This window comes from Martinezella lusitana (genome assembly GCF_900094565.1).
GTDB classification, from domain to species: domain Bacteria; phylum Pseudomonadota; class Alphaproteobacteria; order Rhizobiales; family Rhizobiaceae; genus Rhizobium; species Rhizobium lusitanum.
The window spans coordinates 37092-54287 of the sequence record NZ_FMAF01000015.1 but is presented as its reverse complement, the minus strand read 5'-3'; the positions used below and the strand labels follow the sequence as shown (position 1 = coordinate 54287).

Here is a 17196-nt window from a genome sequence, read left to right as displayed (position 1 = left end):
TTGGAGATTGTTTGAATTGAGTAAGGCGTCACTCATCTGGCGCGCGAAGAGTTCGACCTTCGGCGAGAGCCTCGGGAAAGATTTTTGATCCGCGATTGTCGAAAGGATGAGCCTTCGTTCGTCTTCTACGACGAGGACACCGGAGGCAAAACCGAATGAAGTTGTATTTCAGCAGAAACCCCAATCCACGCCTTGCAGTTGCCGTTGCGCGGTTCTTGAAAACAGATATCTCGTTCGAGTTCGCCGCACCGATGGCTCCGGGGCAATCGGAGCGATATCTGCCGCTCAACCCAAACCTTCTTTTGCCGATTTTGCAGCACTCCGGTCGAACGCTTTGGGAGAGCGATGCGATTGCCTGCTGGCTGTCCAGGCACGCCGGCTCGAACTTCTGGAGAACCGATGACGAAGAACCGGACATGATCCGCTGGATCAGTTGGGCGAAGGAGAACTTCATGAAGGCATGTGATATCGTTCATTGGGAGCGCGGCACGAAGCTGCGTTACGGTATTGGGCCGTGTGACGACACGATGGTTGCAGAGGGTCTAAGTCAATTCCACAAAGCAGCGGTCATTCTCGAAAGTGAATTGTCCGGTCGACCGTGGATCCTTGGCGAGACAATCTCGTTCGCCGATTTTCGCATGGCGACGTTCTTGCCGTTCAACGACGCTGCGCGCCTTCCGATAGAGGACTATCCCGCCATAAGACACTGGTCTGATCGCCTGGATCAGATCGAAGCCTGGCGCGATCCGTTTCGCGGATTGGACGCGCCGTGTCCGCCACCGCTTCCCAACTGAAATAGGCCTGCTCTGCTGGGCGATGGTGATGCTAAAGGTGCAGGGCTCTAGGATATCTGTCGGAGTGAAAGGCCGCCGTTCCATTTCGAGGGGTAGAGCGCCGAAGGTTTTGTGCTTGAATGCGGCAAATGCCATCGAGCCTGGCTTCCCGCTTGATTGTCACGCTCGACCCGGCGGTCTTGAAAGAATGTGAGCCTGAACCAGGATCGATTGATCCTACGCCGCTACGGGCCGTCAAAACATTGGCATATGAATTTCCGGTCTTTTCAGGATCAAGCACATGGTTGGAACAAATCCGAGCCGCATCAGACATCCTCCAGCTGTGTCAAACTGCGTTTGTGCATATTATTATTTCGATAAGATTTTGGCGACTTACCGGTTTCCCGCTTAAATGCATTGCTAAAGGCGCTTTCGGATGCGTAGCCGACGGAGTGCGCGATCAACGCCACCGATTTTCCATCCTCATTCCGGAGCGCCTGCTCGGCCAGTCGCATGCGCCACTCAGTGAGGTAGGCCAGCGGCGCGATGCCAGCGACGCTGCGGAACCGCTCGGCGAAGGTCGTCCGCGACATGGCGCAGGCGGCAGCGAAATCTTCAAGACGCCATGCCCGCGCCGGATCCTGGTGCATCAAACGCAGGGCCGGCGCGATGCGTGGATCGCTGAGCGCCCTTAGCCAGCCTCCGCTTTCGTCCTGCGCTCCGGCCAGGTGAGCCCGCAGGATCTGGATGAAGAGCAACTGCGCCAGTTGAGCGGATGCGAGTTCGGCGCCAGGCAGATCGGAAGCACGCTCCTCGACGAGCCGATCGAGCAGCCAGCGGAACGTCGCGGCCGCGGGCAAGTTCGCCCGCACGTGGATCCAGGGCGGCAGCACATCCGCCAACAGGCGGCCGCTGGCCGGATCAAGCAGGACGTGCCCACCGATATGCGCGAAGTCGCCACCGTCGCCGAGTTGGGCCGTCGTTCGCCCAACTCCTGAGAACAGCGTCATCGCGTCGACGGGAGTGACATCCGGATCACTGGCGAGCACGAAGGCTCGCGGCGCCGAGAGCAGCCCTACATCACCCGTTGCAAACCGGATGGGCGCCTCGCCGTCAAGCGCCACCCAGCAACTCCCCTTCACGACGGCGAAAAACTTGATCGTCTTCGGGGCCGGGAATCGGATCGCCCAAGGGCCTCCAGCCGTGAAGCCACCCGTGACCAGCGTTTCGGCACGCACGAGTCTGAGAATTTGCGAGAAGGGATCGGTGATCATTTTCGTATTATCGCGCAAGTATTGCGTATTCTCAAGCATTCAACGTCCGAACTGCCGCATCTATGTTCAGGGCCACCATGCGAACACAAGAGGATGAGGCCCATGATATTGAGCAAGCGGAAGTTGGGTACCCAAGGCCCGCAGGTCGGCGCAATTGGCCTGGGCTGTATGGGCATGAGCCAGTCTTATGGTCCGGCGGACGAGGCGGAGTCGATCGCCACCCTTCATCGAGCCATCGAGCTCGGCTGCGACTTCTTCGATACGGCGGAAGGCTATGGACCATACACCAATGAGGAGCTGCTCGGCCGCGCCTTCCGCGACCGCCGGGAGAAAGTGATCCTCGCCACCAAGTTCGGCTTCCGATTCGTGGATGGACGCCAGCTCGGCGCCGAGACCGACAGCAGCCCCGCCGCGATCCGCCAGGCGATCGAGGGCTCGCTTCGGCGACTGCAAACCGACCACATCGACCTGCTCTACCAGCACCGCATCGATCGCAAAGTGCCGATCGAAGATGTGGCCGGCACGGTCGGCGAGTTGGTGAAGGAAGGCAAGGTGCGCTTCTTCGGCCTGTCTGAGGTGGGGGCTGCCACGCTGCGCCGCGCGCATGCCACCCATCCAGTCTCGGCGCTGCAGAGCGAATATTCGCTTTGGGAACGCAATCTCGAAACCGACGTGATCCCCGTCTTGCGCGAGCTGGGCATCGGTCTTGTGCCGTTCTGTCCGCTCGGACGCGGCTTTTTGGCCGGCGGGGTGAAGCGCGCGGAAGATTATCCCGAGGGCGATACCCGCCGCATCGACGAGCGGTATCAGAGTGAGAACTACGACGCAAACGTGCGTGCCGCACAGGCGGTGTTCGACATCGCTGAAGCCCATGGTGCAAAGCCTGCGCAGATCGCGCTCGCCTGGCTGCTGCACAAGGGCGATTTTATCGTGCCGATCCCCGGCACCAAGCGTCGCGCCTACCTCGAGCAGAATGTGGCGGCAGACGCTGTCCGGCTGACGCCTGCCGACATGCAGATACTCGACAAGGCTTTGGCGACCGGCACCGTCTCCGGCAATCGCTATCCCGCCTGGATCATGGCAGGGATCGACCGCTGATGCGCGACAAACAACACTGGAGATCATTATGAGTGAAGAGCTGGTACTCGTAACCGGCGGAAGCGGGTTCATCGCGCAGCACTGCATTCTGGCGCTGCTGGAGGCGGGCTATCGCGTGCGGACTACGCTCAGGTCACTGTCGCGAGAGGCAGAGGTTCTCAGCAACCTCAGGAGTGGGGGTGCCGAGCCGGGCGATCGCCTTTCATTTGTCGCCGCCGACCTCACAGCCGATGACGGCTGGGTGGAGGCTACCGCAGACTGCGCCTATATCATCCACGGTGCTTCACCGACGCCGTCCGGCGATCAGGTGCGCGAAGAGGATTGGATCCGGCCTGCGGTCGATGGAAACCTGCGGGTGCTGCGTGCGGCACGCGATGCCGGTGTAAGGCGGGTGGTGCTCACCTCGGCCTTCGGTGCGATCGGCGTCGGCCACAAGCCGCGAAGCCGTCCCTTCGACGAAACCGACTGGAGCGACCTGAACGGCAACGTCGCGCCCTATCAGCGATCGAAGACACTGGCCGAGCGAGCCTCATGGGACTTCATCGCGCGTGAAGGCAGCGGGCTGGAACTGGCCACCGTCAACCCAACGACCGTTCTCGGACCGGCGCTGGGATCCGATTACTCGCACTCGATCCGGCTCATCAAGAACCTGCTAGATGGTCAGCCGGGCTGTCCCAAGATCAACACCTGCGTTGTCGACGTGCGCGACGTCGCCGACCTGCATCTGCGCGCAATGACCGATCCGGCCGCCAACGGCGAGCGCTTCCTCGCCGCATCGGGTGAGAGCCTGTGGATGGTCGAGATCGCCAGGCTGCTGAATCAACGTCTCGGGAAAGGCGCAAAAAAGGTCTCCACCCGCGTGCTACCCAACTGGTTCATCCGCGTCGTCGCGCTTTTCAATCCGGCGATGAAGGGGATCGTGCCGCATCTCGGCGTCAACATGAATGCCAGTGGAGACAAAGCCAAGCGCCTGCTTGGTTGGGCGCCACGCTCACGTGAAGATGCAATCGTCGCCGCGGCCGAAAGCCTCATAAGGCTGGGGTTGGTCAACACGACAGAATAGAGACTGGCGACTGCCACATCGTACTTTATATGCCGATCAGTCCGGCGAGATCGACTATGATGGCCATATCTCGCGACGAGGCGCCAGTCAGGCTACCGGGGTTACTTTACGAGGCGGCGGCCGCCCTCCTCACGAGACACTGGGCGTCCCTGCTGTAGACGTGGGTCGGGTCATTCCGTCGAATCCGTCGCAGCTCGATCGAGATTGCGCCTTGAACACAGGAATATCCACCCCGCGAAAACCCATCATGCAGCGACCACGTGTCGACCGCGTAGACAACCCTGCGCCGGGCAATGGACGAACTTGTAGAAGCAACCATGCAGAGCTCCTCCTCAATCAAAGAAAAATGTCGCGCTGCATGGTCTGCGACACGCCAATGACGCAGAGTGTCCAAAATTAGCTTAACTGCCGGACATTCGGCGGCCTCGGTGCCGGTTCACAGTCGATCCAAAAACGAGCCTCCCAAAAAATGCAAATGCCTCCTATTGACGATAAAAGCATATGCTCCTATTTTTGTCCGTATAGGAGCATATGCTCTCACAAACGAAAGAAGCGAGATCATGAGTGAGGCTGAGATACTTGTAAGCGGAGCAACCGGACGGACCGGGGGTGCGGCGATCGATGAGTTACTGAAGATGGGCAAGTCGGTGCGCGCCTACGTGCGCTCAGATGACGAGCGGGCGACGGCCCTTAGGCAGCGGGGAGTTGATATCGCTGTCGGGGACTTCACCGACATCGATGACATCCGCGCCGCCATGGAAGGCATTCGGTCGGCCTATTTCCTGCATCCGATCGCGCCAGGCATTATCGGTGCTGCGGCCTATTTCGCACAGGCCGCAAAAGAAGCAGGCGTCACGGCAATCGTCAACATGTCGCAGATCTCCGCGCGTCGTGAATCGGCGAGCCGCGCTGCGCAGGACCATTGGGTTTCCGAGCGAGTCTTCGACTGGTCCGGTGTTCCGACTACGCATCTGCGCCCGACCTTCTTTGCCGACTGGCTCGTCTATCCGCATTTTGCCAATGAGATATGGGCCACGAAAAAGATCGAGTTCCCCTTTGCCGAAGGGCGTCATGCACCGATCGCGACGGATGATCAAGGACGGGTGATCGCGCATCTTCTTGCCGATCCGCTGGGACATGAAGGCAAGGTTTATCCCCTCCATGGACCACTCGAGATGAACCACACCGAGATCGCCGCCGCCACGAGCGAAGTGCTTGGCGCGAAGATCGACTACGCGCCAACCTCGATCGAGGTATTCAAGGACAAGATGGAAAATCTCTACAAGTTTCCGCCTTTCCTCGTGCAGCACCTGGTCGAAGTCGCTCAGAACTATCGTGATGGAGTCTTCGCGGGCACGAACGATGCCGTCGAGAAAATCACCGGAACGCCGGCCCTCTCGGTCCAGCAATTCATCGCCAACAATCGTGCCGCCTTTGCGTGAAAGCCGTCGAGGCAAGGAGTTTGAACAATGTCGAATACTCAAGGCGAACGTCACCCATTTTTAGACGACCTGTCCGTCGACGCGGAACTGACCAGCTCCGTGCTGCGAGGCGCGGTCATCGGACGGGACGAGATCAAGCTGGCCGTCAACACAGTCGGGACCTTCTACGCTTCGCAGAATCCCACGTTTCTCCAGACTGTCGGCTCGCGCCTCTTTCTCGAATACGAGGCGGTCCTGACAAGCGGGGAGAGCCTGAACGCCGTCGTAGTTGTCGACCGCAACCCCGATGGTTCGGTGCCACGCGTCAGCGTGCGGATGAGCCCGCTTGGTGCTGTGTTGTCTCTCGCCACCAATCTTCGCGAGGCACTGTCCGGCCAGTTGCCGGAAGACCTTTTTCTTTAAACCCAACGCCCGCAGGCGGGTATCGATATTGGATGCCCTGATCTGTGGCTTTAGAGAGGTAATTTGTCATGGATGTCACCAACACCACCGTCTTTATCACCGGTGCCAATCGTGGCCTGGGCCTAGCGTTTGCGCGCGAGGCCCATCGTCGCGGAGCGAAGAAGGTCTATGCCGGCATGCGCAATACGAACGGCTTCGACGAACCGGGCATCATCCCCGTCCGGATCGATGTCACGGACAAAGCATCGATCGCCGCAGCAGCGGAACTGGCGGCGGATACTGATCTGCTGATCAACAACGCGGGCATCGCTGCTCTTATCGACGGACCTCTGGCAACCGATGTCGAAGAGCAGTCGCAGCGTCTGTTCGACACCAACTATTATGGCGTCGTCCGCGTCACGCAGGCCTTCGAGCAGATCCTGTCGGCCAAGCCGCGTGCTGCCATCATCAACGTGCTATCCGACATCGTGTGGCTTCCGCGGCCCATTTTGACACCCTATGCTGCATCAAAGGCGGCGGCATGGAGCTTCACGAACCAGCTTCGCTTTCACCTTCAAGATCGTGGCATCCAGGTTCTCGGTCTGCATGTTGGTTTCGTGGATACCGACCTGACCAATGGCATCGATGTGCCAAAAGCCAGCCCGCAGGATGTGGTGCGCCAAACCTATGACGCGCTCGCCGCCGGCAAGAGCGAGATCATGGCCGACCAGGGAACGACACTGCTGAAGAGCACGCTTTCAGCCGAGGTGCCCGGTTATATCACGCCGCCGCCAGGATTGTTCTAAGCGCTAAGATGGTGGAGAAACAGCCAAGCCGCAGGCTGTGTGATGCGGAGGCCTTGGACTTTGCGCCATATAGCCTGCGGACGATAAGTAGGATTCGAAAGGAAAACGAGATGTTGTCGGCGAACCAACCGCTGGGGATCGATCAATGCAATTGCTCTGCCATGAGAAAGGCGAGCCGTCAGATCACGCGGTTCTACGATGCCCATCTTGAGCCCGTCGGGCTTCGTATCACGCAGTTCCTGACCCTGGCGGCGCTCGACGAAGCCGACGGTGCCGCTGTCAACGCTCTCGCGGAACGGCTCGATATCGAGCGGACGGCGATGGGAAAGATGGTTGGCTTTCTGGAACGCGACGGCTTCGTCACGATCAAGCCATCACCCGTGGACGGCCGAGTTCGTATCATTGAACTCACGGACGAAGGCCGACGCTTGCATGAGAGAGCGGCTCCTCTCTGGCAGGATGCGCAGCGAGAATTCGAGCGGCTGAACGGTAGCACCAACGTCGCAACGCTCCGGCACAGCCTGAGAGAGATCGTCGTTGGCGACTTGCCGGTCGTCTCGCCCGGAGACTGAGCCTTCGAAAAGCCGTCCGGTTTGAGCGAGTAAGGTCAGTCACAACGTTCCCGCGTCAGTTCTGTGAGCGAAAAATTTCTCGCAAGCGCCTTGTTTGGTTCGCTGAGTTTCGGCTGCATTTTCGATAAGTGTACATGCGGTGGCCGCAGCAGCGTTGATTTTCCGGAGCTGTATCCACCAAGGAGTGAGACGACGTCACCTTGACGAGCCTCTAGCGAGATGCCGCGCAGTGAACTCATGACTGCCGAAGCTCTTGCGAACATTATGAACGGAAAGTCGCGGTACGCCGGTTGATGAACCGTGCAGCTTTGGACGAGCGGCTCGCTTTCAACATCGATACTGAACCTCCCGACGAGGAGTAGGCCTTCCATCGCGTCAAATTGCATGCCCGACGATCATTCATCCCCCATTCAGTCTTTAGGTTTCAGGATGAGGAAGATATCAGGGAGGTTCACTATGAAAGTCTTCAAAACGCTACTTGCTGGAATCCTAGGTGTCGGCTTGCTTATCGGAGCTGGCGCTGCATCGGCCGCGCCGATGATGAATATGACAAAGCCGGAAGTTCAATCGTCCGTTCAGACGGTCCACTATCGTCATCACCGCCATTGGCATGGTCCACGGCATCATCGGCATCATTGGAAACCGCATCGCAGCTATCGGAGCCACTACTGGCGTGGTTATCACCGGGGTTGGTACGACCATCACCGGCACCGTCCCCATTATCGGCACCATCGTTATTATTGAGCCCGAAACGGGATTTGCTGTATAAGTTGATCTCAGGACAAAATGGCAGCGCTCCAGCGAGCGCTGCACGAAGGACGCTACCGTACGGCGCAGCGCGAACCGCTTTTTGATGAGCTAGCGCGACGCGACCCTCGCAACGGCATACCTAAAAAGTACGCGTCCGACATTTGCGGGAGCACTACACGGCCCGTGCGTCGCGATAGGCGTTCGCTATGCGCTGCTTATCCCGGGCACTGCTTTCGACACCGATCGCAGCCTCTGTCTGTTGAGCAAGGAATGAGCGAGCACGCATACGCGGTCCAATGACGCCTTTGCATCGACCCATTGCCGTTTCGATCAGTTTGCCACAGCCGATGCACGTCTGCCATTTCAGCCGGCCATCTGACTGCATGGTTTCTATGTGGACATCTCTCTGGCAGGACTTTTGGGCGTTAGGCCGTCCAACCGCGTTCGCGGGCGGTGGAATGACGACCCTTGCGTCCATGGTATGACGGAAAATTGCACCGTAGGTTGGATGGCCATCATAGGCTCCATCGGCAGTGAACTGGTCGATCTCATCATTGATCTGATCAAGCAACGGCGCCAGTTGCGAGACACCGCCGGTTTCCAGATTTGTCAGGCTATGTGCGATGATCTCGCCACTGCCGGCATCAACAGCCAGATGCTGCTTTCGCCAGCCGCACCGGGAGGTCGCTAAACGAAGGACGCTTGAATTCGGGTTGCGGACTGCTCGATCAGAGAAGCGCTATACAGGCGTCGGTTTATCTTCCTATGCCCAGAATGCGGACGATACGTCAGGCCGCACACTATTGCCTGGCGCCTGACAAGATGGGCAGGGAGGTGGAGGGTTCAGTCGAAAAAGCCCGCATCCTCTTCCCTGAGATATCTTCTGGCTCCTTCGGCGTCGATATCGAGGCCAAGCCCCGGCGCTTCCAGTAGGTCCACCATGCTGTCCTTCACGATCTGCGGCGGCAGGCCGATTACCAGATCCTCCCACCAGGGGTCGGAGGCGGTTGGATATTCGAACGCGATGTAATTTGCCGGCAATGTGGCGCAGACGTTAATCAACGCGCCGAGCCCCAGCAGGCCGTTAGCGGTGCCGTGCGGTGCCATCAGGATCGAGTGCATGTAGGCGTGCTCGGCAACCCATTTGAGCTCGGCGATGCCGCCAACGTCGGCTGGATCGGGGCCGATGACGCGTACCGCCTGCGTCTCGATCAGTTCCTTGAAGTTGTGCCGCAGGTAGATCTGCTCGCCAGTGTGGATTGGCGTCGAGGTGGAGGTTGTCAATTCCCGATAGGCTTGCGGATTGACCCACGGCACGTAGTCGCCGGTGAGCATGTCCTCGAGCCACATCAGATTGTACTTCTCGACCGCCCGAGCGAACTTGATTGCATCGGGCAGCATCCAGCCCGGGCCGCAGTCGAGCGCCAGGCTGACTTTGTCGCCCAGCACTTCCTTCATCGCGATCACGCAATCGAGCATGTGATTGAAACCGCGCTCGCTGATCACGCCCTGATCCATGGCACCGTGATAGCCGGCCTTCTTCTGCGTCACGCCGTAGTGGAAGTCGTCGATAGTGTCCTTCATGTTGGAGTGGAACGAGATTCCTTGCTTGACCATGAAGAAGTTCTGCGGCTGCTCCATCATCCATTTGACGTCAGCGGCGTAATCCTCCGGCCGGTCGCCCATGCGTTTTTGGCGAATCGAGCCGTTGTAGACGCGAACCTTGTCCCGCACCTTGCCGCCGAGCAGTTTATAGACGGGCACGCCCGCGGCCTTGCCAGCAATATCCCACAGCGCATGCTCAATAGCGCTCACCGCCGCGCCGTACGGCTTGAAAGAACCACGTTGACGGATCTTCAGCATCACTCTCTCGACGTCGGTCGGGTCTTCGCCGATCAGCGCCTCGCGGAAATGCAGCACAAAGGGTTTGAGGTAGGGCTTAGTGAATTCGACTTCACCCAAGCCATAGAGGCCCTCGTCCGTAACGATGCGAACGATCGGGTGTTTACCGATAACGGCGCAGCGGAGATCGGCGATCTTCATCTTCGTTCCTTTTCGTCTCAGCTCCAGGTGCGGTCCCAGGAATACTCATCGTCCCAGCGATCCGTAGGCTGCCAAATGCCGGTGACACCCGGCTGCAGATGCCCCGAAATCACCTCGTCCACGACATCGTCAATCCCCAGACCCGGCTTGTCGGGAACAGTGATGAAGCCGTTCTTCACCAGCGGCTTGGGAAGGCCCGTGACAATATCGTCCCACCAGTCAACATCGGCGGAATGGTATTCGAGCGCCATGAAATTTTCGGTCGCGGTCGCGACATGTGCCGCGGCCATTGCGGCGATCGGACTTTCTGCCATATGGATGGCCATGGCGACGCCACGGTCCTGCGCCATGTCGCCGATCTTCTTGGTCTCGAGGATGCCTCCGCTGGTGAGCAGGTCCGGGTGGATAACGGAGACGCCGCCACTATTGAGCAGAGGCTCGAAGCCCTCCTTGAGGTATATATCCTCGCCCGTGCAAATCGGCACCGTGGTGGCGTGCTGCAGTTGTCGGTATTGCTCGGTATACTGCCATGGGATCACATCCTCGAGCCAGGCTGGCACGTATTTTTCAATTCGCCTGGCAAGGCGAATGCCGTTCTGCACAGAGATATGGCCAACATGGTCGATCGCAAGCGGCACATCCATGCCGATGACCTCACGAACCTCCGCGATATATTGCTCAAGCAGGTCGAGGCCCTTCTCGGAAAAGTGCAGGCCGGTAAACGGGTGCGGGACGTTATGCAAATCGTACGCGGCATTGCGGACACGCCGCTCCTCAATGGTCTTCAGCGGCCCGCGACGGGGACCGTCGCGGTATCCTTCTAGTGAGCCGGCAGGAAACACGACCGCACCGGGCACATCCGCGATCTGCATCAATCCCAAATCCATCTTGAGGAAGGTGAATCCGAGCTCCATGCGCTGCTTGAGGCGCTTGCCGGTCTCGGTACCGCTCGGCACGGTGGCGTCGGTATCACAGTAGACGCGCACTTTCTCCCGAAACCGGCCGCCGAGCATCTGGTAGATAGGGACGCCATAGGCCTTGCCGGCAAGATCCCACAACGCGATTTCAACCGCCGATACGCCGCCGCCTTGCCGGCCGTGCCCGCCAAACTGCTTGATCCGGCGAAACAGGCGATCGATGTCGCAAGGGTTCTCGCCAAGCAACCGGCTCTTGAGCATCAGTGCGTAGGTGGCGCTGGCGCCGTCGCGCACCTCGCCAAGCCCGACGATACCCTGGTTGGTGTAAATCTTGAGTAGCGTTGAGGTAAACGGCGCGCCGACAATTTCGGCTACCCGCATGTCGGTGATGCGAAGGTCGGACGGCTTGGAATGCGTGTTCACCCGATTGAGCGCCTGGTCGGCTCCATTTGCCTCTGCCATGATTTATCCTCGTTCTGGTCGGCGGGCTCGTCGTCGCGCACGCTGAGGCGGCGCAGAGTGTTGCTGGCTAGGCCAACTCTATCTCGTGGTTTTGAAGGTAGTCGCGGTTCATTTCAACGCCGAGGCCAGGCTTGGGCGTAAGCTTGAGGCTGCCGTTCGAAACATCGAGTGGCCTGTCGATGAGATGATCGTATTTGCCCAAGTTCCACTCTGACGTTTCAAGTTTGTAGAAATTAGGAACGGTCATCATCACCTGCGCTCCCGCGACCACGTTGATCGGCCCTGCTGCGTCATGCGGCGAAACCGGGATGTAATAGGCTTCGCATAGGGCAGAAATCTTCTTGAGTTCGGTAATGCCGCCGGTCCAGGTGACGTCCGGCATGATGTAGTCGGCGAGCTTGTTTTCGAGCACCGGCACGAAATCCCACTTCGTGTGGCCGCGCTCGCCCCAGGAGATAGCGGTACTGACCTTCTCACGGACCTGTTTGAGCGCGTTGAGGCTCTCAGGCGGACAGGGCTCCTCAAACCAGTCGATCTTAGCAGCTTCCTCAAGGCTCCGACAAAGGCGAATGGCGGTGGGAACGTCGAACCGGCCATGCGCATCGATGAGGATATCAACATCAGAGCCCGCCGTTTCTCGGATCAGAGCCGTGAGTTCGGCGGCTTCACGCTCATCCTTGCGGGTCATGCCACCATCGAGGTAGCCGTCGCGCTGTTCGCGAGGCTGTCCATCGACGGCGCGGCCTTGATGGGGGAAAGGATCGAACTTGAGCGCAGTGTGGCCGGACTCGACAATGTCTCGAATTTCCCGGACCACAGCTTCATTACTGGTAAACTTGGCCTGGTTGGGATGGGTGTAGAGCGCGATTTCGTCGCGTACCGGTCCACCCAACAGCTCGTAAATCGGCTTGCCAAGAACTTTGCCTCGGATGTCCCAAAGAGCTATGTCAATGGCGCTTACGCATTCGACTGCCGCGCCGCGACTGCCCATGTAGGTGAAGCTGCGGAATATCTTGTGCCACAGATACTCGATACGCGCCGGGTCCTCGCCTGTCAAAGCGACCCCGATTTGCCGCAAGATCGTGCAGAGGGCGCGATTGGCGAGCCTTGTCGTGGTGGTGATCTCTCCCCAGCCGCTGACCCCCTCATCGGTGGTCACTTCGACGAACAGATACTCTCCCCAATAGGACGCATCGGATCTGATGAGCCACGGCCGGACGCTGGTGATTTTCATCTCAAATGCCTTTGCTGAAGTGGTCGGTATAAAGATATTCAGACTATGTATTCTATCCCGCCCGGGCGGCGTTACGGGCACGCATATGTTCCAGGATGTGGCGGCCGGAGCCCTCGACATGGCGTGCAATGAGTTCGGCTGCCTCGTTCGCATTTCCCGCTTTCACATGCGTGATAAGCTCGCGATGCTCGCCAAGGACCGCGGCACGCCGGGCGAGCGTGAAGTTGAAACGCCGGCTCACGGCTCGAAGCACTTCGCGATGCTTCCACCAGAGCTCGGCCGCATGGCGGTTGTAGTGCTTTTGATACATCACGGTATGAAAGGCGGTGTCCAACTCGCTGTGCCTGAACGTGTCGGCGAAGTTGTTCTCTTCAATTAGGCTTTGGATGCGTTCGAGTTCAGCAATGTCCTCGACGGTCGCCATATTCACGAACCATCGCGTCAGTGCCGGCTCGATCAAGACTCCGATCTCGTAGATGTCCCGAACAAAATCCTGATCTATGGGCCGCACGCGCGCTCCGCGATTGGGAATGAGGGTGACAAAGCCCTCCCCGCGCAACAGTTGCAGAGCCTCGCGCACGGGGTTGGTTGAGGTGCCGTGGCGCCGGGCGAGGTCGGTAACCACAAGCCGCTCGTTGGCAGCGAGCCGCCCTTCGATAATGTCGTCCCTGATCAGTCGATAAACCGAGGCGCCCTCGCTGGAGGCTCCGATAGCGTCGATCCCTTCGGGTGGCTTTGCTCTAAAATCGCTCGTTTCGGCCAAGACTTTCCCCACTTAATACACACACTGCTCCAATATCACGCAAATTTTCCGTAAACAATGTACGATTTCTTCAATTGACAGGCAATCTACAATCTGAAAACGTATAATCTGGTCGAAGGGATACATTGGGTGGAAAGTCCCGTGGCCGGGGAGCAAAAACCGTTCGCCTCGATGCAGAGCGGCTTGGGAGAGAACCTGGAGGATACCTATGACGAGGATTTCACTCGGCGGTGCCGTCGTGCGCGGAACTTTATCCACCGCTTTGACGCTATCTTTGATGTCAGCGTCTGCGCTGGGTGCGCCGGTCGACTTGAGCAAGTGGTCGCCGGAATATGTGCGCTCCATTGCCGGCACACAGGAATTTGACACGGCGGGCGATTGCGCAAAGGTCACCCCTCTCGACTATAAGGGGCGACTGACTTTCTGGTATCAGGGGGTCTTCGAGGGTGACCCCGACCTCCTGCGCCAGTATTATAAGGAGTTCTTCGAGACCTTCCGCAAAACCTATCCAAACATCCAGCTTGAGGAACAAGCCCTCACCTATAATGACCTTCTGGATAAGTTTCGGACCGCACTTCTGGGCAATGCAGCGCCCATGGCGGTGCGCCTGCAAATCCTGGGGGGCACCGAGTTCGCCGCAAAGGGCTATCTGCAGCCGCTCAAACCTGAGGATGTAGGGTATTCGACCGAGGATTTCTGGCCCGGTGCAATGAAGGCCGTAACCTGGGAAGGGGTGACCTACGGCGTTCCAACCAACAACGAGACGATGGCGTTCATCTGGAACGCCGACATCTTCAAGCGTGCAGGCCTCGATCCAGACAAGGCTCCGGCGACCTGGGACGACGTCGTCAAATATTCCAAGCAGATCCACGACAAGCTCGGTATTGCCGGTTATGGCCTCGTGGCGCGCAAGAACGCTGGCAATACGCCCTATCGCTTCATGCCACAGCTGTGGGCCTATGGCGGCGGCGTCTTCGACGAAGCTACCGCGAGCCCGACCTATAAGCAGGTCGAGCTGGATAGCCCGCAGAGCAAGGCGGCATTGCAAGCCTCGTACGATATGTATGTTCGCGACAAGTCGGTTCCGGTTTCGGCACTCACCAATCAGCAGGCGGATAACCAGCCCCTCTTCCTCGCTGGCCAGCTCGCCATGATGGTATCGCACCCTTCCGACTATAACGTCATGCTCGACCTGCAGAAGAAGACGACGGGCAGCGACAAGGACAAAGCGCAGACCGTCATCGACAACATGCGCTACGGTCTGATACCGACTGGTCCCGACGGCAAGCGTGCCGTGGTGTTTGGCGGCTCCAACATTCACATCCTGAAGCCCGAATATGTCGAGGGCGGCAAGGTCGATGAGCCGGCTGCAAAGGCTCTGGGATGCATGTGGGCAAGCCCCGAATGGTCGCTGAAGATGGCCTACGCTGGCTCGAACCCCGGAAACCTTAACGGCTTCAAGACCAAATGGATGAAGGAACGCCTGGACAGTATCAAGTTCCTTGATGTCACGACCTCGATGCTGCCATACGGCATCCCGTTCCCGGCGCTGCCACAATCGCCCGAGATCATGAACATCATCGTTCCCGATATGCTGCAGAATGCCCTGACAGGAGCCATGACCGTCGATCAAGCAGCAGACGACGCAGCCAAGAGGGTAAAAGAGCTGATGGGTGGCGGACTCTAGTCCGAGCCTGCCGATCTGACCGGCTGCGCCTCGATAGCAGCCGGTTTTCCTCCAAAGAATAAGGGCAGGGCACAGTGACGATCTTGACTGGCAAGGCCGAGGCGCGCCGAAGACTGCAGACCGACAGGTCCGGCGTGCTGCGAAAGATTTGGGAGCATCGCGCTGACTACGCATACGTGCTTCCTGCGATCGCCGTGATGCTCATCGTCATTGCCTATCCCATCTACTACACGATCGAGCTGTCGTTCTTTAACACACCGCCTGGCCTGCAACTCCGGGACAAGATTTTCGTCGGCCTCGACAACTACATCGCCATCCTCACAAGTCCGGTGTTCTGGACGGTCACCTCGAACACTCTTATCTGGACACTGGGATCCACTCTCATCTCATTTGTCCTGGGGTTTGCCTGCGCCCTGGCGCTCCATCGCGACTTTATCGGCCGCGGCATCCTGCGGGCCATCCTGATCATTCCCTGGGTCATCAGCGCGGTCGCCGCGTCCTATATCTGGAAGTGGATCTACCATTCGGACTTTGGGATCATCGGCGCGGTGCTGGTCGGCCTTGGGTTGGCCGACCGGCCGCCGAATTTCATCGACAGCGTCAACACAGTGTTGCCCTCGCTGATCGTCGTCAATATTTGGCGAGAGTTTCCGTTTGCCATGATCATGATGATGGCCGGCCTGCAGACGGTTCCCGATCAGTTGCTGCGCGCCGCAAAAGTCGACGGAGCCAATGCATGGCAGCGGTTCTGGCACGTCACCTTTCCGCACCTGAGAAACGTCTCGACGGTGACGATCCTCCTGCTGGCAGTGGCCAACTTCAATTCTTTCATCATCCCCTGGATCATGACTGGCGGCGGGCCGTCGAACGCCTCGCACATCTGGATCACCCACATTTATGAACTTGCCTTCGGTCGCCAGCGCTGGGGGGTGGCATCGGCCTATTCGGTGCTGCTGTTCCTGATCCTTATGTCGTTCGGCTACTTTTACGTCCGGGCGCTGAGCGGCAACGAACAGAAGGATGGAAGCGAATGAGCGCGATCGCCGAAACTGCTCATCGAGGCCGGGCGCGTCGCCGCATGCGCATCGATGGCTGGCGGTGGGGCGGACGCGTCTTCCTTGTTTTCATGCTGCTTTACACCGCTTTGCCGATGATCTGGATGCTGATCACCTCGATCAAGTCCGGCTTCGCGGCCATGCAGTTCCCGCCACAGTGGTGGCCGGACCATCCCACTCTCGCCAGCTACCAGAAGCTGCTCGATCCGCAAAACAGCGTCGGCCGGGACTTCCTGCGCTTCTTCTGGAACAGCCTTTTCGTCTCCACCGCCACGACCATCCTTTCGGTAATCGTGGCTGTTCCTGCGGCCTACGCGTTTTCACGCTTCACCTTCCCGGGCCGGAACTTTCTGTTCTTCGCCGTCTTGCTTCGCAACATGTTCCCGGCAGTGATCTTTCTCGTGCCGCTCTTTATCCTGATGCGCGCGATCGGGCTGGTGAACACACATGGGTCACTCATCCTCACCTACCTCACATTCGGGCTGCCGCTGGCAATCTGGCTCCTCAAGGGCTTCTACGACAACATCCCGGTGCAACTCGAGCAGGCGGCGCGCATCGACGGGGCAACGCGGTTCCAGGCCTTTGTCCTGATCGTGATGCCGCTCTCGGCGCCGGGAATCATCGCCACGGCGATCTATTCCTTCATTGGCGCATGGAATGAGTACATCTACGCCTACACCTTCCTCTCCAAGAACGAGCAATTGACACTGCCGGTCGGCATCCAGCGCTTCTTCTCGGAAAATACAACGGACTTTCCGGGCCTGATGGCGGCCAGCTTCATGATGAGCGTGCCTGTCGTGGTCCTGTTCCTCGTACTGCAACGATACTTCGTACGCGCCCTTACGGAAGGCGCAGTCAAGCACTAGGGGAGTTGCC

Annotated in this window: 16 protein-coding genes and 2 pseudogenes; 11 read left to right on the top strand and 7 right to left on the bottom strand. The window is 58.9% G+C overall.

Annotated elements, in window-relative coordinates; genetic code table 11:
* Nucleotides 1–155: 155 nt before the first annotated feature.
* On the top strand, nucleotides 156–794 hold the full coding sequence (locus GA0061101_RS24640) for a glutathione S-transferase family protein (RefSeq protein ID WP_092575290.1): 639 nt from the start codon (nucleotides 156–158) through the stop codon (nucleotides 792–794).
* Nucleotides 795–1099: 305 nt separating this feature from the next.
* Here the strand turns inward: GA0061101_RS24640 and GA0061101_RS24635 are convergent, their stop codons facing one another.
* Nucleotides 1100–2047, bottom strand: coding sequence for an AraC family transcriptional regulator (locus GA0061101_RS24635; RefSeq protein WP_092575407.1), 948 nt, complete (start codon nucleotides 2045–2047; stop codon nucleotides 1100–1102).
* Nucleotides 2048–2149: 102 nt separating this feature from the next.
* Between GA0061101_RS24635 and GA0061101_RS24630 the strand changes: the two genes are divergently transcribed.
* From GA0061101_RS24630 to GA0061101_RS24605, 6 genes are all read left to right on the top strand, one after another.
* Nucleotides 2150–3145 (top strand): aldo/keto reductase, encoded by a 996-nt coding sequence (locus tag GA0061101_RS24630; RefSeq protein ID WP_092575287.1) that lies wholly within the window; start codon nucleotides 2150–2152, stop codon nucleotides 3143–3145.
* 28 nt (nucleotides 3146–3173) lie between these two features.
* The gene (locus GA0061101_RS24625) at nucleotides 3174–4208 is read left to right on the top strand and encodes an SDR family oxidoreductase (protein WP_092575285.1); all 1035 of its coding nucleotides are present in this window, start codon (nucleotides 3174–3176) and stop codon (nucleotides 4206–4208) included.
* 560 nt (nucleotides 4209–4768) lie between these two features.
* Nucleotides 4769–5650 (top strand): NmrA family NAD(P)-binding protein, encoded by an 882-nt coding sequence (locus GA0061101_RS24620; protein WP_092575282.1) that lies wholly within the window; start codon nucleotides 4769–4771, stop codon nucleotides 5648–5650.
* Between the two features lie 27 nt (nucleotides 5651–5677).
* Entirely contained in the window at nucleotides 5678–6052 is a 375-nt protein-coding gene (locus tag GA0061101_RS24615) for a hypothetical protein (RefSeq protein WP_037191132.1), read from the top strand.
* Nucleotides 6053–6120: 68 nt separating this feature from the next.
* Complete coding sequence (locus GA0061101_RS24610; RefSeq protein WP_092575280.1) at nucleotides 6121–6837, top strand: SDR family oxidoreductase; 717 nt, start codon at nucleotides 6121–6123, stop codon at nucleotides 6835–6837.
* A gap of 110 nt (nucleotides 6838–6947) precedes the next feature.
* Nucleotides 6948–7409, top strand: coding sequence for a MarR family winged helix-turn-helix transcriptional regulator (locus tag GA0061101_RS24605; RefSeq protein ID WP_092575277.1), 462 nt, complete (start codon nucleotides 6948–6950; stop codon nucleotides 7407–7409).
* A gap of 143 nt (nucleotides 7410–7552) precedes the next feature.
* Here GA0061101_RS24605 and GA0061101_RS40300 read toward each other — a convergent pair.
* Nucleotides 7553–7715 (bottom strand): annotated as a pseudogene (locus tag GA0061101_RS40300) (histidine/lysine/arginine/ornithine ABC transporter ATP-binding protein); the annotation flags it as partial.
* A 304-nt stretch (nucleotides 7716–8019) separates the two neighbouring features.
* Here GA0061101_RS40300 and GA0061101_RS39530 point away from each other — a divergent pair.
* The gene (locus GA0061101_RS39530; RefSeq protein ID WP_162734440.1) at nucleotides 8020–8178 is read left to right on the top strand and encodes a hypothetical protein; all 159 of its coding nucleotides are present in this window, start codon (nucleotides 8020–8022) and stop codon (nucleotides 8176–8178) included.
* Between the two features lie 216 nt (nucleotides 8179–8394).
* On the opposite strand, the pseudogene GA0061101_RS24590 reads toward GA0061101_RS39530, so the two are convergent.
* The 5 genes and pseudogenes from GA0061101_RS24590 to GA0061101_RS24570 all read right to left on the bottom strand — a co-directional run.
* A pseudogene (locus GA0061101_RS24590) lies at nucleotides 8395–8841 on the bottom strand (transposase); the annotation flags it as partial.
* A gap of 161 nt (nucleotides 8842–9002) precedes the next feature.
* Nucleotides 9003–10202 carry a mandelate racemase/muconate lactonizing enzyme family protein gene (locus tag GA0061101_RS24585; protein ID WP_037191140.1) on the bottom strand — a complete coding sequence of 400 codons (1200 nt, stop codon included), beginning with the start codon at nucleotides 10200–10202 and terminating at the stop codon, nucleotides 9003–9005.
* A 17-nt stretch (nucleotides 10203–10219) separates the two neighbouring features.
* A complete protein-coding gene (locus GA0061101_RS24580) occupies nucleotides 10220–11581 on the bottom strand; it encodes a mandelate racemase/muconate lactonizing enzyme family protein (protein ID WP_037191143.1) in 1362 nt (453 codons plus the stop codon).
* Nucleotides 11582–11648: 67 nt separating this feature from the next.
* Nucleotides 11649–12815 (bottom strand): mandelate racemase/muconate lactonizing enzyme family protein, encoded by a 1167-nt coding sequence (locus GA0061101_RS24575; protein ID WP_092575270.1) that lies wholly within the window; start codon nucleotides 12813–12815, stop codon nucleotides 11649–11651.
* A 52-nt stretch (nucleotides 12816–12867) separates the two neighbouring features.
* Complete coding sequence (locus GA0061101_RS24570; protein WP_037191147.1) at nucleotides 12868–13578, bottom strand: GntR family transcriptional regulator; 711 nt, start codon at nucleotides 13576–13578, stop codon at nucleotides 12868–12870.
* A gap of 208 nt (nucleotides 13579–13786) precedes the next feature.
* On the opposite strand from GA0061101_RS24570, the gene GA0061101_RS24565 reads away from it, so the two are divergent.
* From GA0061101_RS24565 to GA0061101_RS24555, 3 genes are all read left to right on the top strand, one after another.
* The gene (locus GA0061101_RS24565; RefSeq protein ID WP_037191149.1) at nucleotides 13787–15265 is read left to right on the top strand and encodes an ABC transporter substrate-binding protein; all 1479 of its coding nucleotides are present in this window, start codon (nucleotides 13787–13789) and stop codon (nucleotides 15263–15265) included.
* Between the two features lie 74 nt (nucleotides 15266–15339).
* Nucleotides 15340–16299 (top strand): carbohydrate ABC transporter permease, encoded by a 960-nt coding sequence (locus GA0061101_RS24560; RefSeq protein WP_092575267.1) that lies wholly within the window; start codon nucleotides 15340–15342, stop codon nucleotides 16297–16299.
* Nucleotides 16296–17186 carry a carbohydrate ABC transporter permease gene (locus GA0061101_RS24555; RefSeq protein WP_047555648.1) on the top strand — a complete coding sequence of 297 codons (891 nt, stop codon included), beginning with the start codon at nucleotides 16296–16298 and terminating at the stop codon, nucleotides 17184–17186. Before GA0061101_RS24560 ends, GA0061101_RS24555 begins: the two co-directional genes overlap by 4 nt.
* Nucleotides 17187–17196: the final 10 nt, after the last annotated feature.